The sequence below is a fragment of the Carboxylicivirga sediminis genome (assembly GCF_018156225.1).
GTDB lineage: Bacteria > Bacteroidota > Bacteroidia > Bacteroidales > Marinilabiliaceae > Carboxylicivirga > Carboxylicivirga sediminis.
In genome coordinates this window covers 23,608-39,851 of sequence record NZ_JAGTAR010000006.1, presented here as the reverse complement: position 1 = coordinate 39,851, position 16,244 = coordinate 23,608, and the positions used below count along the sequence as shown (strand labels likewise).

Here is a 16,244-nt window from a genome sequence, read left to right as displayed (position 1 = left end):
TTAGTATCTGCATATTTACTTTCTCATATAGCCTCTTTATCTTTTTCTCATAAAAGAAAAAAGATGGAGACCTATCAACACCTCAGCATTAAAGAATGGGCCCTGGAGGATCGTCCCCGGGAGAAACTTATCAGTAAAGGACTTGCTTCGTTATCAGATGCCGAATTGTTAGCTATTTTAATTGGCTCGGGTAGTGCCAGGGAAAGTGCCGTTGAATTATCGAAAAAAATTTTACGCGACTGCAAGAATAATCTGCATACGCTCGGCAAAAAGTCAGTTAATGATTTAAAGACCGGTTATCACGGCATTGGCGAAGCGAAGGCCATAAGTATTGTGGCCTCTCTTGAGCTGGGGCGACGCCGCAAACTGCAGGAAACTGAGACGAGGCCAAAGATAAGTTGTAGTAAAGATGTGAGTAATATTTTCCAACCTATATTAGGCGACATACACCACGAGGAGTTTTGGGTGCTTATGCTGAATCGTTCAAACCAGGTGATAGCAAAAAACAAAGTGAGCCAGGGAGGTCTATCAGGTACTGTGATCGATGTTCGCCTCATTCTTAAATCGGCCATTGATCACCTGGCATCATCCATCGTTTTATGTCATAATCATCCAAGTGGTAATGTGCAGCCCAGCGATGCAGATACCAAGGTGACGAAAAAGATGAGCGAAGCAGGCCGTATTATGGATATTCCGGTATTGGACCATATCATTGTTACCGATGGGAGTTATTTTAGTTATGCCGATGAAGGCATGATATAAAAAATTGTATGAATATTCGTCTGTTAAAACGTGAGAAGATTGATGAAGTACGCTGGAAGGAATGTGTTCAGACTGCTTCCAATGGCAATGTGTTTGCGCACGTTTGGTTGCTTGATTTGATATGCCCAGAATGGGAAGCAATTGTGGCAGATGATTACGACGCCGTTTTGCCAATTCCTGTAAAACGAACTTTGGGTATTAAACATGTTTATCGGCCTGAGATAGTACCCTATATTGGTATTGTCAATAAGGTGCCTATCGATTTTGGTGTTTATCGTCAAATGATGAAAGCGATTCCTTATGCGAATATTCATCTGGTGATGAATGCGCACAATAAGCTGCCCAGTGGTATGGCAAAAAAGAAATATGAATTTCGGTATGTCGTATTGGATCTGATAAGTGATGTTGAGCGTATAAAAAGCAGTTTTAGTAAGGAAATGGTTCAAGTTATGGAGCTATACGACAGTAAACAATTGACGGTGGTGAGAGCATTAGATGTAAGTAGCTACCTCATGTTTGCTAAGGCCAATAAGCAACTGAGTTCATTTATACATCGTTTACTTACGAAACTCATACCTTATGCGTTGAGGTATAAAAGTGCGGGTTTATATGCAGCCTATGATGCCCATAACCAGATGATGGCAGGGGCTTTTCTTCTGAAGTCAAAGACTAGCCTCATTTTACTGCATTGTACTTCATCAGAGGTTGATAATATTGGCGTAAAGGCTATCGTTTACCATATTATTAAGAATAATTCGGCGTCAAATCTTACACTTGAGTTTCCTTTCTGCAACAATAACATCGGTACAAGTTTCGCATCAACAGAACATATCTGTTTGGGCTACAAAAAAGGTCTATCGCAATGGATAGACCTTTAGTATTTTGTTATTAAGATATTATTGCCCAAGCTCATCGTGTAAAAGGAAATCTTTTACTTCCAGAAATGCTTTTTCCAATCGTATCATCCGGTCAATCATAAATTTCATAACATCGGGCCATTGTTCCTGTTGGTACAGATCGGCCGGAGCAAGTTCTTCATATACACGGCATACGTCTCTTCCTTCATCCTTTGTATATAAATAGTCCCACTCTAATGTGCCACCATATGTTGACTCAAATATGCTTTTACAAGCCTCAAGTTTCTCGTAAAGCTTTAATCGGCGTTCTTCTGAGCGATGGTTTATTTCCAAGGCCACAATTGCCCGCTCGCGATTGATATCAAAGCGTAAATCCACCCCTTTGATACCTGTATCATCAAATAGCCATTTGATTTTTTTTCCTTTTTGGCCGGGTATACGTCGGGTGCGATTTTCCAACTTGTGCCAGAATAATTGCCTGATTTGTTTAGCTTCCTCTTTTGAAAACATGCCTGTTAATGTTTAATCCTCGTCAGATAGGTTGTTATTCTTTTTATTAACAAGCAACAAAAATAACAGATATGCAGCACCTGTGCCAATCAATAACAGACTTACTATCTCCATAGTGCCTTTTGTGCTATGAATCATGCCAAAGCCGGCAATAATCATCAGTATGGCTATAACTGCTAGTTTTTGTTTCATCTTATAGGATTAGAAGGTGTAACGCATGCTGGCTGTCAGGCGGTTATTTGTATAGTCGGTGGTGTCAACAGGCTTGGCATACTCATCGTAGTCATTGCCATAGGCAGCCACCACATACATCCATTCAAGGCCAAACCAAATTTTAGGACTGGCCATAAATTTCACACGAGGAATAATCGAATACATGTTGGCGATATCTCCGCCCAGATTGTATCCGGCCAAAGGCGTTGCCTTATCAAGTGCACCCAGGTTTTCGGTATAACCAACCAGGATGCCTGGCTTTACTTTCTTAGCATTTGATTCCAAATCGGCCCAGAATGAAAAGTTCTTAATAGCCGTATACTCGCGTTCAGGAGTAGCATTAGCTTTCTCGGCAAAACCACCCAGCATCACAATATTTGACATGCCTGCTGTATACAAAGCTTCTGTTTTGAAGGTAACAGCACCGAAATCTTTCTTAACTGAACCGGCAACATAATGGCCTTTGGCCAACTCCTTTGTTTCGATGTTGGTGTTTGGATCTTTTAGCGCCGGGCGTAAGGCTTTCAAGCCCCCGGTAAAGGCGGCAAAGAATCCGTTTGTTTTGTACTTAAACTGCAGTGTAGCTTCGGGGCGAAGCGAGTTTTCAGCTGCTTTAACCATGCCTTTATCCAGGAAGTCATTCTGCGACATTAAAAATCCAATAACTTCCAGTTTATCAGTTAGCTGATGTCCAACACGTATCATAGGTTGGCGGTTAAGTGGGTGGTATGGTGTGCCACAACTCAGATTAACTGTGCTGGCAAAATTCTCGGTGATAAACAGCGGATGCCAGTACTGTCCAAATAATAAGCTTGTGTTATCCCAGTTTAGGCGAATAAAAGCATGGCGTAAACGGAAGTATACATCCTGCGAACCTGAGCGGTCACCCAAAAAGTCACCTTCCATAAATGCGAAACTTTTGGCGCCAAACATGTCGGGACCTGATACACCAATGTTAAAACGGCTATAGGCCGCATCTATATCATAGGCTGCATTTTTATTTATATCATTACCCCCTTCATCCAGATCAGCAGGTTTGGGAAACAGGTAGATGTTTCCGTTTCGGGCAATCACACTTTGTCGAGTGTCCATAAAAGCGTTAACACCAACAAAGCCATGTATCTCAACTTTAAACGGTTTGGTTTCTTCCTGAGCGATTACTAACGAGCTAATAATTACAGCAGTTAGTATAGAGAGAATTTTTTTCATTACGTATTTCTTATCTTCCTTAGTTCTTTGTGAAAAACGTTGCAAAGCAACAAAAAAGCTTGTAGCTGTGCAAACCTCTTATGGCCATATATCTATGACTTATATTACTTAATTTTAAAAAATGAGATACTTTCGTTTAATACCTCAGACTGGCGTGACAGCTCTTCGGAGCTGGAGGCCATTTCCTCAGATGATGCCGAATACTCAGAAGTAATGCTGACTAACGACTGAATGGCGCTGTTGATATGATTGGCACCAGCTTCCTGTTCCTTGCTCGAAGCCAGGATCTCTCGAATCATCTGGATGATATTGGCTATCTCGGGCAATAACTCTTCCATGGCCTGCCATGATTTTTCAGCAATCTCGAGGCTGTTGACTGATAAATCATCAATTTCGCCTGCAGCAGTTTGTGTTACTTCCGATAGCTTGCGCACTTCACCTGCTACTACCGAAAAACCACGGCCAGCTTCTCCAGCACGAGCTGCTTCAACCGAAGCATTCAGTGCCAGCAGGTTGGTTTGCACGGCTATTTCTTTGATGACAGCCACTTTTGAAGTGATACTTTGCATGGCTTCCAGGTTCTTTTTTACAGTCTCCTGCAGCTGATTGATTCCTTTTTCTGCTTTACCAGCTGTTATTTCGGTACGACTTGCATTGTTGGCATTAGATTGAATATTTGATACCATCTCTTCCACGGACGATGATATTTCTTCGGTGGAGGCCGCTTGTGATGTAGCCCCGTTGGAGATGTGTTCGGCCGATTGAGCCATTTGTTCGCTCGCTGCCAGTACATTGCCCGAGCCCTCGATTATCTCGCCCATAATTTCTTTAAGCTTATTAATCGTTTGCTGGATAGAGGCTTGTAACACACCAATCTCGTCATTGTCTGTTTTGGATACGTTAATCATCAGATTACCTCCTGCAATCTCCTCAGTGGCTTTAGATAGTGTTACTAACTTGGCAGCAAATCTTCGTCCAATAACAATGATAATTACTGAAAAAAGCACTAATACACCAACTACAATCAGGATATCAGTGAGAATTGCTTTTTTAAGCTGATTCAGGCGATCGATTCTTTCCGTTTCAATGGCTTTATCAATGTCATCAATATAGTTACCCGTACCAACAACCCAGTCAAAGGGCTCAAAATAGGCCGAGTAGCTACGTTTAGGCGCCGCTTCAGTTTCGCCGGGGCGCGGAAACCAGTATTCGGTATAGCCATCTCCATTGATAGCAGAATTGATGATGTCCTGTATCATATTATTCCCTTTGGCATCCTGAAGACTCCATCGGCTTTTACCTTCTACCTCTGATTTACCTAAAAGTACTACATTGATACCTTCTTTAGTATCCACCCAGAAATAGCCATCGTCACCGTACCGTAATTGCCGTATAATGTTAGCTGCCAATAATGTGGCCTCTTCTTCTGACAGGCTATCGTTTTCAACTTCATTTTTGATGCTATTCAACAGGCTGATGACGGTTTCTACCTCATGCTTAATCAGTCCATCAAAGTCATTGCGCATCATTGCTTCCAGCCTGACTAGCTCTTGCTGTTGCGACTTGTAATTAATGTAAATAGAAGGTATGGCTATTGACATGGCCAATACCAATAGCATTGTCACCGAGAAGACGATGATTTTGGTTGTTAGTTTCATTTTATCCTTGTTATATTCCCAGTGCAACTTTACGGCACCTGCACATAAAAGGTTATGATTTTTGACAAAACATTTCAGTTTAGAAAACTCCTAAATAAGCGGTTATAGAAATAACGACGTGATGTAAAAAATAATTAAATAAATTTCAGATTTATTGGTCTTATTTACTATTTTGAAGTCGTTTTGCGAGTTAGAAAAGTTAATGATTGAAAATCCAATTAATAAAATATGAAAAAACTAATTGAGTTCCTGACTGCCTATTGGCTGATGGGTAGTTTATTGCTATTTCTGGGTGCTGTATTAGGCGTCGCTACATTTATTGAAAATGATTTTGGAACCAACGCATCTAAAGCTTTGGTTTATAATGCCTGGTGGTTCGAATTGGTGTTTGTGCTATTGGCTATTAACATGGTTGGCAACCTGCTAAAGTTCAAAAGCTTTAGTTTAAAAAAACTGCCGGCTTTGGTTTTTCACTTGTCTTTTTTATTGATAATAGTTGGGGCCGCCATAACGCGTTATGCCGGATATGAGGGAATGATGCACATTCGTGAAGGTGAAGAATCGAGCACCATTTTATCCAGTGACCAGTTTGTTAATGTCAAGGTAACGGCTGATGCTTATGAGAAGGAGGATGAAGAACATGTACTTTATTCTATTGTCAGCCCACATGAATATACAGCGTCTTTCTCAACACCTAAAGGAAAATTGAAGCTGAGAAGTGATTTGTATATTCCGCAGGCTATGTCACGGTCGGTTGAAAAGCCAGGTGGCAAACCATCCATCAACCTAGTACTTTCGGCAGCATCAGGGCGTCAGGAGTTTTCATTATTTGAAGGTGATGAAGTTCAGGTGGGGAATCATCGAATTGCATTTAATCCTGTAAAGGAAGACGGACAAACTATTGTTTTGAGTGTGGCAGATGGCATACCTTATTACAAACCATCGGTTGATGCTAGTATGATGCAGATGCAAACAGGTACTAGTCAGACTTTTGCTGCCGATTCAGTTCATCAGTTGTTTAATGGGGTATTGTATAGTGTGGCCGATTTACGTATGGTGCTATCCAGTTTTGTTGAGAGTGCGGTAATTGAACCAGTTTCTGTTGAAGGCAATCAGGGGCGAGGCTTACCCGATGCCATCAAGTTCGTGGCAGAATTGGGCGATAAGCGAAAAGACTTCTTTGTTTTTGGACAGAAAGATGTGTTGGGCAAACCATATACCGAAGAAATTGATGGTGTTAAATTTACTGTGACCTATGGTGCTAAGAATATACATATACCGTTCTCCTTGCATCTGAATAAGTTTGAGCTCGACAGGTACCCTGGCAGTGAAAGCCCTAGTTCATTTGCTTCTGAAGTAACCCTGATGGATGAGCGCACCGGCCTTAAAGAGGATAGACGCATTTTTATGAATAATATTTTAAACTATCATGGCTATCGATTCTTCCAATCGTCGTATGATATGGATGAAAAAGGCACAGTGCTATCCGTTAACCGCGATTGGTGGGGCACGCTATTGACTTATGCAGGTTACTTATTGTTAACCCTGGGCATGTTTGCCGCATTAATAGCGCCTAACACGCGTTTCCGTCAGCTAATTAAGCGTACCTCTGAAATCTATAAGAAAAAACAAACCCTGGCTGTATTCCTGGCTCTTTTCATTGGTTCAGCGGTTTATGCCAATGAATTAAATCCTCCGCATAATATCAGTCAGGAAACGGCTGATGCCTTTGGACAATTGTGGGTGCAAGATAATGGAGGAAGAATAAAGCCACTTAATACCCTTAACAGTGAAGTTGTGCGCAAGCTGGCCAAGCACCATACCTTTAAAGGCTGGTCGGCAGACAGGGTGGTGCTAAGTATGATGATTGATCCTGCGTATTGGCAAACTGTGCCGATGATTACCGTTAAGCACGATGAGCTGAAAAGTCAGTTGCAGATAAGTGGTAAGAAGGCAACGTTTCAGGACTTTTTTACGCCAAAAGGCGAGTATAAAATACGTAAACTAGTCGAAGATTCTTATCGAAAGCGCCCGGCCTATCGGAATAAACTGGAACAAGAGGCCGTAAAGGTGGATGAGCAGATTAATGTGTTCTATATGTCGCGAATGGGTAGTTTCCTGAAGTTATTCCCACAGCCTACTGACTCTCATGAGCCATGGCTGATTCCCGGATCCAAATCAGAAGGGTTCACGCACGAAGATAGTTTGCTGGTTCGCAATTTATTCGGCATGTACCTGGAAGCCATTAGTTCTGGCAATAAGGCAGATGAACAAAGTTACATCACAGCTATTGCCAATTACCAGATTAAATATGGTGAGGATATTCTGCCCTCTGAAGCCAAGAAGAGCATTGAGATTTTCTACAACAACAGCTCGTTATTTATGAGTTTAATGCCATACTTTTTAGTATTGGGACTGATTTTGTTGTTCTTCCAGTTAGTGAAACTGGTGAATCCTAAGTGGCAGTTTAAATGGATATTACGGGGAGGATTAATTCTTATTATACTGGCCTTTGTATTCTACACAGCAGGATTAGCCATTCGCTGGTATATATCAGGGCATGCACCCTGGAGTAATGGCTATGAGTCGATGTTGTATATTGGGTGGAGTACCTTGCTGGCAGGTTTATTATTCAGCAAACAAAGTCCAATAGCTCTATCGGTCACCTCATTTTTTGCAGGTATTATCCTGATGGTGGCTCACCTTAGTTGGATGAACCCAGAAATTACCAACCTGGTGCCGGTTCTGAAGTCATACTGGTTAACCATCCACGTGGCCATTATTGTTGCCAGTTATGGCTTCCTGGCTTTGGGTGCATTATTGGGATTCCTGAATTTGATATTATTCGGTGTTAAATCACCAAAGAACAATAAAGCCTTTTCGCTCACAATTGAAGAGCTATCAGCCATCAGTGAGATGAGTATGACGGTGGGACTGTACCTGCTAACTATCGGTGCCTTTTTAGGCGGCGTGTGGGCTAACGAGTCGTGGGGACGCTATTGGGGCTGGGATCCAAAAGAAACCTGGTCGGCAGTTACCATATTAGTATATGCGTTTATTGTGCACATGCGCTTTATCCCTGGTATGCGTGGATTAACCACTTTCAACTTCTGGTCTGTAATAGGTTTTAGCTCGGTGGTTATGACTTATCTTGGCGTTAACTACTACCTGGCAGGTATGCATTCGTATGCCAAAGGAGATCCGGTGCCAATACCTGCATTTGTTTACTATACCATTGTCGTAGTGGGGGTAGTATCCTTCTTTGCCTACTACAACGAAGCGAAGGTGCAAAAGGCTATCAAGGCCGAAAAAAATAGTGATTAGGAAGACTGACTAAGTATAACATTATCATTGAAATGACTGATGACATTTTGGTTATCAGTCATTTTTTTTGAATTTTCAGCAAACAATCTATTCGAACACGTTGTTTAGGAATCATAACAAAATTATAGAACAAAATGGCAAAAATAACATTTAAAGGTTCGCCAGTTAGTACAGCAGGCGATCTTCCAAGAGTAGGAGCAGAGGCACCAGATTTCTCGCTGGTAAAAACTGATTTGGGTGAAGTGTCTTTATCTGATTACAAAGGCAAAAAAGTTGTATTGAATATATTCCCAAGTGTTGATACAGGTGTTTGTGCGGCGTCAGTGCGTCGTTTCAATGCCGAAGCCTCAAAGCAGGACAACACGGTTGTTTTATGCGTCTCGCGCGACTTGCCTTTTGCACATGCACGTTTCTGTGGAGCTGAAGGACTGGATGATGTAGTCTCATTATCTGAATATAAAGATGAAGTATTCAGCCAGAATTATGGCGTTAAGATGGTAGACGGACCTTTGGCTGGTTTATTGTCACGTGCAGTTGTAGTAGTAGACGAAAACGGAAAAGTAACCCATAGTGAGCAGGTAGATGATATCGTTAACGAACCTGACTATGAGGCTGCTTTAAAAGCATTATAATTAGTTGTTTAGTTTTACTCTCGAGTTGAATAAGGCTGCCCGAAAGAGCAGCCTTATTTAGTTGATGCCATTTTTAAAGAAGTCTTCTTCAATAAGATTGTTGAGTCGGTTGCTGGCTACTTTTTTGAGTTTGATGGCATATAATTCATTGCCTTTTTTCGGATTGAGGTCTTCAGGCAGAGCATCAATAAAATGCTGATATAGCTCTTTGGCCTTATCAGGATCCTTCAGCTGGTAGTCATATATCGATGCCTGACGATACAGGTATTGGTGATTGGAAGGTGCATAGATATAAGCTTTATTGTAGTAATTGATGGCCATTTGATAGTGTCCGGTATCAAAATGCATCATGGCCAGTTTCAGGTTGGTTTTTTCCATTAACACAGGTGAAGGTTTAATTAACTCCTGGGCTATCAACAGAAAAAGTTTACCATCAAGTGGCTGATTGGATTGCCCCAATGAAGCACCTAAAAAGAAGGCAACTTCAGGATCATCATCTTTTAATTTAATGGCTGACTTCAGGTAACTGGTTGCATTATCAAAATTTTCGAGCCGGTACGATGCTATGCCCAAATGTTTTTTAGTCAGAAATGAACTGTCGCCCTGTGCTTCCAGGCGCTTGAACATGACCATCACATTATGGTTTGAGCCATTTTTAAAATTGGCCATGCCTGCAAGCAGCAGGAAGTTTTTGTTGTTCTCCAAACGTTCAATATAAGGCATACACAAGTCGTGGCATTCTACATATTGCTTATCGCTATAGTAAAGGTTGGCCAGTTTTAATGCCACCTTCTGATTATTGGGGTGAGCCTGCAATATCATTTGATAAGTGGTAATGGCATGACTGGTTTGCTTGGTTTTTTCATACGACTCAGCCAGAAACAGGTTGATGTTGTAGTTACTGGAATCTTGCTGAGTATATTCTTGTAATAGCTCAACGTTCGCTTCATATTCTTTATAGAAGTGGTTAACTTCAGCATATCGCAGTAAATTAACAGTATTTGCAGGGGTTTGCTGATAGGTTTTTTTAATGATGGGCAGTGCTTTAGTGTAGTCGCCTGTGCTGAGGTAGCAACGGCAGAGTAGGTCAAGCTGCTGTGAATTGAGTGTAGCAGTTGTATTTGTTAAGCATTGAATAGCCTTATTAGGGAAGCCTAGCTGTTGATAGGCTAGCGCCAGGTAATAGGAGTCCGGAAAATCCAGACTTTGGGATTTTGGTTCGAGCTGTTTAATTAGAGCGTCGTATTGTCCTTCGGCCAGCAGGAGGTGGGGGGAAACTTGTGCATTAATACTAACTTGTAAGGCGCACAAAAAGAGAGCTGCAATAAAGAATTTGGGTTTAAGGATCATGATTTTATCATTTTATCATTCAAATATAACTAAAAAGTTAGTTGAATAACAAATGTAAAATAGAATTTATAGTCACTTATCCCTTAGCAATAAAGTAAAGAGTCCACTTTTTTAAAGGCGTGTTAATGATAAACAAAAAGGTTGCAAACCATTACGGCCGGCAACCTTCGAGTATATACGGAGTCACGAATATCGACTCAGGGTATTCATTTTACTTATGGAAGTGGCTGAACAGCTTCCCCTTCTGGTAAATGTTCTGGTTTCTCCGTCCAGATAGGATTCTCAACAGATGGTCCATCTGGATCAACGTACTTGTCATCGCTACTGCATGACGTTAAACTTAAACCTACAATAAAAAGACTTACAGCGAAAATTGATTTTAATGCTTTCATGACTCAAACATTTAATTGATTATACTTTGTTAATTATTACATGACAAAGATGCTGTGAATCTGCAAGTTCTAAAATCCCGTTTCGCTCAATGAATGCTCCAAAAAGTTCAAACGCCACTTTTGTAGGGAAAAAGCTGGACTTATTACAACGCTCTCTATTTTAAACCTATGCCGCTGATTTTTTTGTATAAATCCAATGCATACACGTCGGTCATTCCTGAGATAAAGTCAAGGACTGACTGGATTTTATCATACAATGGAGTATCGGTTTCGCATCTGAATTGTTCAGGAATAAAGGGTAAAAGCATTTTTGAATAGAAGTCGTTGGGATTGGTGACCGCCTTGATAAATTCTTCGAGCAGTGTGCCAAGTATGCGGTAACCGGCTATTTCAATTTCAACGACTGAAGGGTGTTTGTAGATACGCGTGTAGGCTGTTGTCTGGCAGGTTTCCATAGCTTCACGTTCATGGCCGCTCAGGTGGTCGATCAAGCCTTTTTCAAAAGTACCATTGAGGATGTTTGCATGGTTATTCCAAAATATTTCGGTGCATTGGCCTACCAATTTGCCAATTACTTTAGCCCGCAGAAAGGCCATGCGCTCATTTAGATCAGTAACCTCCTCAAAAACACTGGCTATCTTTTTAAACTCCTCGGCCTCCTGGTCCTTGTCAAAAAAGCCGGTTAGCAAATCATATGTCTCTTCGTATGAGAGGATTTTAAGCTTATGGGCATCTTCTATATCCATTACCTGGTAGCAAATATCATCGGCTGCTTCAACCAGATAAACCAGGGGGTGACGGGCATAAATCCCCTTTACACTGTCTAATAGCTGAAGCCCCAAAGTGGAGGCGATGTGCTCAAAGGTATCGTATTCAGACTGGAAATAGCCATATTTTTTAAGGCCAACGCCTGAGGAATAAGGATATTTGATGATGGACGCAATGGTAGTATAGGTCATGGCAAAGCCACCTTTGCGTCGTCCTTTAAAGGCATGTGTCAGCATACGCAGCGCATTGGCATTACCTTCAAAGCGGGTTATATCTGTCCATTGCGAAGGGCTTAGTTCAGCCTTAAATTTCTTTCCTTCTCCATTGGTAAAGTAATGACCAATAGCGGCTTCGCCCGAATGACCAAATGGAGGGTTGCCCAGGTCGTGCGCCAGGCAGGCGGCTGCCACAACAGAGCCAATCTCTGCCACTAATTCAGGATTGCCATGTCCAGCTTTCGTTAATCGGGCAGCGATGTTGTTACCCAGCGAACGGCCCACACTGGCAACTTCAAGGCTATGAGTAAGGCGGTTGTGTACAAAAATACTTCCGGGTAATGGAAATACCTGTGTTTTGTCCTGCAGTCGTCTGAAAGGAGACGAAAAAATAAGACGATCATAATCGCGCTGAAACTGGGTGCGATCGTGTTTTATTTGCGTTTGGTTTTCTTGTCCGGTGCGTATTGTTGATAGTAGTTGCTCCCAGTTCATGCTAATATATTTTTGTTTGATAATCCTTCATGGCTTTATCCAGCTCACGTGCTTTGCCCTTGCACATGATATCGAGCCGTGCCCAGAAATGCGGGCCATGGTTTTTCTCGTGTACATGGCATAATTCATGCAAAAGTACATAATCTATCAGTTGGTCGGGCAAACGCATTAAATGAAGATTGAGATTAATGTTGTTGGTAGTAGAGCATGAGCCCCAGCGCGTTTTTAAGTTCTTAATGGTAACATTGCGAAAGCTGATATGATGCTGCTGAGCCAGCCATGCTAATCGGCCCGGCAGAAAACGCTTAGCCTCCAACCTCAAGGCTTCCTCAATACCAAATCGGATGGTTTTCTGAATTTCGGGTGATGTAACCGGCAGGTGAGATGGATAAGAGATGTGTAGTAACCCATTTTGTAATTGCAGGCGTACTTTGGGCTGTTGATGCTGCTCTATTTTTAAAGCAAACGAACGGGTCTTGAACTGAGTCTGTTCATCAAAAATGGTCAGGTTCTGTTCTTTTTCTTCAAGTCTGCTGCGTTGCTGTAACACCCATTGACGCTTCTCGTGTAAAAAGCGCACGGCTTCCTGTATGCTGGCTCCTTTAGGTATGATGAGCGTTGGAGGTGCAAAGGGCTTCATCCGTATACTAATGCGCCTGGCTTTTGCACTTATTCTAATGCTTACTTCGCCTATTTCGGGTATGTTTACCAGTTCTTCGTTTTTCACACTATTACCTTTCGGCAGTAAAAGTAATAAACAGAGGTGATAGTGCGGCTATTTCTGTTATGATTGCAATTTAAAGAATCGAAGTTTTTCGATGAGGGATGCTGCTTGTTCAACCATTAGTCCCGAACTGGACGACATCTCTTCAGAAATGGCAGCATTACTTTGTGTAGAACGATTGATTTCCTGCAGTGCATTATTAATTTGTGCGGCTCCCAGGTTTTGTTCTTCACTCGAAGATGCAATCTCATCCACCAGGTCTGCATTTTTCTTTATTAATGGAAGCGTATGCTGCAGTTTGTCCAGGGCTATTTCTGCCATCTCATTACCTTTTTTCGAATAGCTTTCAATTTCTTTGGCCGCTAGTTTGCTGCGTTCAGCCAGTTTTCTAACCTCACCTGCTACAACGGCAAAACCTCTTCCTTCGGCGCCTGCTCTTGAGGCTTCTACAGCGGCATTAAGTGCCAGCAGGTTAGTCTGAATGGCTATCTCATCAATTATTTTAATTTTTTCATTGATCTGTTGCATAGCACTTAAAGCTTCCTGTGTACTAGCATAGCTTTCATCAACTGATTGTCTTGCTTTATGCGAATTATCTTTAGTAGCCAATGCATTCTGGCTGTTGGCCTCTATGTTAGCAGCCATTTCTTCCATTGATGAGGATATTTCCTCAAGGCCTGATGCCTGATTATTGGCGAGGCTTGATATTTCTGTGGCCGTTTCATTTAGGCTCGTTCCAACCCGATTAACTTCATCGGCAGAGTGCCCCACCTCAGCTACTACATTACTCATTTGTGATTGTAAATGATTAATGGCCTGATGTATCTGGAACAATTCACCTTTAACCGGTGCAGTGTAGGCTTCTTGCTTACTAGAAATATTTCCAGCTGCAATATTCTTTAGTTTATTGGTAATACTTGCCAGTGGTTTTTTGATTTGCAGATAAACCAGGTATTGAAGAATAACAGTCACAATAATACCTCCCAATAAAGCAGCCCAGAAAGGATAAGCTTCCGGGTTTTTGTAATGAATCCGGCTGTTCATCACCGTTAAAAACACGTTGATCATCCACAATGCTCCAATCCTGAAGAAAATACTTCCCTTGTAGAGCAAACGTAATAAAAAGTACCCGATAGAGCTTGTTGTTACCAAAATAACAAAGAACCTCACTATAAATGATTCCATTCCCATAATGTTCCTCCCACTCAATTCGTTATTAATGCATTATCCCTTAGGTAATGGCAATTTGCGAGCTGTTGGTAAAGATTGTATTAAGCAAAAATAATTGCGAAGTGATAAAAAAACAATTTCCCCTGTTACGAAATGATGATAGTTAGGTTACAATATGACAATAAAAAGCCGCCTGTTGTTCAGGCGGCTGCATATTTTCTCTATAAAATTAGTGCTATTTGGTGTATTTATAGCGTTTAATACTCTTCTTTGGTGTTTTTTCAAATTCTTCAGGGAACAGGGTTACTTTAGATATGTTCATGTAAGCAGGTAGTAGCTTATTGGCAGCTACTTTTATGGCTTGTAATTTTTCTTCTATTTGTTTTTTGGTAAGCTTTTCGGCATCTGTAGCTTCATAATCAGGATAAATCAGCGCCTCTAGTTTCCCATCGTTATCTCTGACAAGGCACTCTTGTACGTAATTCATCGAGTTGATGGTGGTCTCAATTTCCTCAGGGTAAATATTCTGACCTGAAGGTCCCAGCAGCATATTTTTACTTCGCCCTTTTATGTAGATGAAGTTTTGCTCGTCAATTACACCTAAATCACCCGTGTGAAGCCAACCATCTTTATCAAATATTTCCTCAGTGGCTTCCTCATTCTTATAGTAACCAAGTAGGGTGTTATCGCCCTTTACCAGTATTTCACCAACCTCATTATAGGGGTCTTTTGAATCAATCTTTATACTCATGCGGTCTACCAAAGCACCTGCTGAGTAAGTTCTCGACTCGGTCCATGGAGCATAGCTGATGAGAGGTCCACACTCGGTCATGCCATAGCCAATGGTAAAAGGGAAGCCAATTTTACGCAGAAATTGCTCCACATCTTTATTCAGAGCCGCTCCGCCAATTATAATCTCACGAAATTCCCCGCCAAATACCTCAGTCAGCTTGTTCCTCACTTTGTTGAATACAATTTTATTTAGCCCGGGGATTTTTAATAATGCCTTTACTTTTGGTTCTTCCAGTTGTGGTTGAACGCGTTTCTTAAATATTTTTTCAAGAATAAGCGGTACCGATAAAATCAGATGTGGTTTTACCTTTCTGAATGCTTCTGTGATGATTTGCGGAGATGGTGTGCGGGTGAGGAAGGTAATGTGGCATCCCATGGTAAATGGCCACAAAAACTCGAATAAGCAGCCATAGGCATGTGCAAGGGGAAGAAATGAAACCACCCTTTCCTCTGGCTTGAGGATTAAATGCTCTTGCGCGTATTTTATGTTCGACCAGATACTGCGGTGGGGCAATAATACCCCTTTTGAGAAACCTGAAGTGCCGGATGTGTATGAAAGTACCATCACGGCTTCGGCATCAATTTCCGGGAAATCTAACTTTTCAGGATTGAAGTTTTTACCATCGCCTTTAAAAAGAGGCTGTAAATTAATCACCTTTTCTGCCAGTTTTCCATTGCTATTGTCAACAAGTGATATGCATTGGTTAATTGACACAATACCCAGTAATCCGTTCATTTTGGTTTCATCGAGCTTGTCAAAAAGCAAGTCGGTTGAAAACAGCAGTTTGGACTCTGAATGGTTGACAATGTGGTGAATGTCACTTGAATTAAAATCGGGCAGGATGGGCACAATAACAGCTCCGTAAGTAATGGTGCCTAAATAAACCACTGCCCAGCTGGTCATGTTACGGCCGATCAGTGCAATTTTATCTCCTTTTTCGATGCCCAGCTCCTTATATAATTGATGTAATCCAAGGATGCGTTCACCTACCTGATTGTAAGTAATAGATTCTCCCTGGAAATCACTGAATGCATTTAACTGACGGTAATTTTTAAGAGCATGTTCAACATAGCTCAAGTATCCATTATTATCCATGTTGCTTGTTTTTTGTTGACCGTTAAAGGCTTAAATAACCGACCAAAATTATTTAAAATTCTGTAATTACCTAATTA

14 protein-coding genes are annotated in these 16,244 nt (G+C 41.4%); 4 read left to right on the top strand and 10 right to left on the bottom strand.

Features of this window, described 5'->3' with window-relative positions:
- Positions 1–63 precede the first annotated feature (63 nt).
- Both radC and KDU71_RS05475 read left to right on the top strand, forming a co-directional pair.
- Positions 64–762: a RadC family protein gene (radC, locus tag KDU71_RS05480; RefSeq protein WP_212188913.1), complete on the top strand. Its 699-nt coding sequence runs from the start codon at positions 64–66 to the stop codon at positions 760–762.
- An 8-nt stretch (positions 763–770) separates the two neighbouring features.
- The gene (locus KDU71_RS05475; protein ID WP_212188912.1) at positions 771–1,640 is read left to right on the top strand and encodes a hypothetical protein; all 870 of its coding nucleotides are present in this window, start codon (positions 771–773) and stop codon (positions 1,638–1,640) included.
- 18 nt (positions 1,641–1,658) lie between these two features.
- Here KDU71_RS05475 and KDU71_RS05470 read toward each other — a convergent pair whose 3' ends face one another.
- The 4 genes from KDU71_RS05470 to KDU71_RS05455 form a co-directional block, all read right to left on the bottom strand.
- A complete protein-coding gene (locus tag KDU71_RS05470; RefSeq protein ID WP_212188911.1) occupies positions 1,659–2,129 on the bottom strand; it encodes a DUF4268 domain-containing protein in 471 nt (156 codons plus the stop codon).
- 12 nt (positions 2,130–2,141) lie between these two features.
- Positions 2,142–2,321, bottom strand: coding sequence for a hypothetical protein (locus KDU71_RS05465; RefSeq protein ID WP_212188910.1), 180 nt, complete (start codon positions 2,319–2,321; stop codon positions 2,142–2,144).
- Positions 2,322–2,330: 9 nt separating this feature from the next.
- On the bottom strand, positions 2,331–3,551 hold the full coding sequence (locus tag KDU71_RS05460; RefSeq protein ID WP_212188909.1) for a hypothetical protein: 1,221 nt from the start codon (positions 3,549–3,551) through the stop codon (positions 2,331–2,333).
- Positions 3,552–3,655: 104 nt separating this feature from the next.
- Positions 3,656–5,209: a methyl-accepting chemotaxis protein gene (locus KDU71_RS05455; RefSeq protein WP_212188908.1), complete on the bottom strand. Its 1,554-nt coding sequence runs from the start codon at positions 5,207–5,209 to the stop codon at positions 3,656–3,658.
- Positions 5,210–5,437: 228 nt separating this feature from the next.
- Between KDU71_RS05455 and ccsA the strand changes: the two genes are divergently transcribed.
- Both ccsA and tpx read left to right on the top strand, forming a co-directional pair.
- Positions 5,438–8,533: a cytochrome c biogenesis protein CcsA gene (gene ccsA / locus KDU71_RS05450; RefSeq protein WP_212188907.1), complete on the top strand. Its 3,096-nt coding sequence runs from the start codon at positions 5,438–5,440 to the stop codon at positions 8,531–8,533.
- Positions 8,534–8,667: 134 nt separating this feature from the next.
- Complete coding sequence (gene tpx / locus KDU71_RS05445) at positions 8,668–9,165, top strand: thiol peroxidase (RefSeq protein ID WP_212188906.1); 498 nt, start codon at positions 8,668–8,670, stop codon at positions 9,163–9,165.
- Positions 9,166–9,222: 57 nt separating this feature from the next.
- On the opposite strand, the gene KDU71_RS05440 is transcribed toward tpx, so the two are convergent.
- The 6 genes from KDU71_RS05440 to KDU71_RS05415 form a co-directional block, all read right to left on the bottom strand.
- Positions 9,223–10,515 (bottom strand): tetratricopeptide repeat protein, encoded by a 1,293-nt coding sequence (locus tag KDU71_RS05440; RefSeq protein ID WP_212188905.1) that lies wholly within the window; start codon positions 10,513–10,515, stop codon positions 9,223–9,225.
- Positions 10,516–10,730: 215 nt separating this feature from the next.
- Positions 10,731–10,907: a hypothetical protein gene (locus KDU71_RS05435; RefSeq protein ID WP_212188904.1), complete on the bottom strand. Its 177-nt coding sequence runs from the start codon at positions 10,905–10,907 to the stop codon at positions 10,731–10,733.
- Between the two features lie 155 nt (positions 10,908–11,062).
- Entirely contained in the window at positions 11,063–12,385 is a 1,323-nt protein-coding gene (locus tag KDU71_RS05430; protein WP_212188903.1) for a deoxyguanosinetriphosphate triphosphohydrolase, read from the bottom strand.
- 1 nt (position 12,386) lies between these two features.
- Positions 12,387–13,112, bottom strand: coding sequence for a M48 family metallopeptidase (locus KDU71_RS05425; RefSeq protein ID WP_212188902.1), 726 nt, complete (start codon positions 13,110–13,112; stop codon positions 12,387–12,389).
- Between the two features lie 57 nt (positions 13,113–13,169).
- Positions 13,170–14,294, bottom strand: coding sequence for a methyl-accepting chemotaxis protein (locus KDU71_RS05420; RefSeq protein WP_212188901.1), 1,125 nt, complete (start codon positions 14,292–14,294; stop codon positions 13,170–13,172).
- A gap of 220 nt (positions 14,295–14,514) precedes the next feature.
- Entirely contained in the window at positions 14,515–16,167 is a 1,653-nt protein-coding gene (locus KDU71_RS05415) for an AMP-binding protein (protein ID WP_212188900.1), read from the bottom strand.
- Between the last annotated feature and the right edge of the window lie 77 nt (positions 16,168–16,244).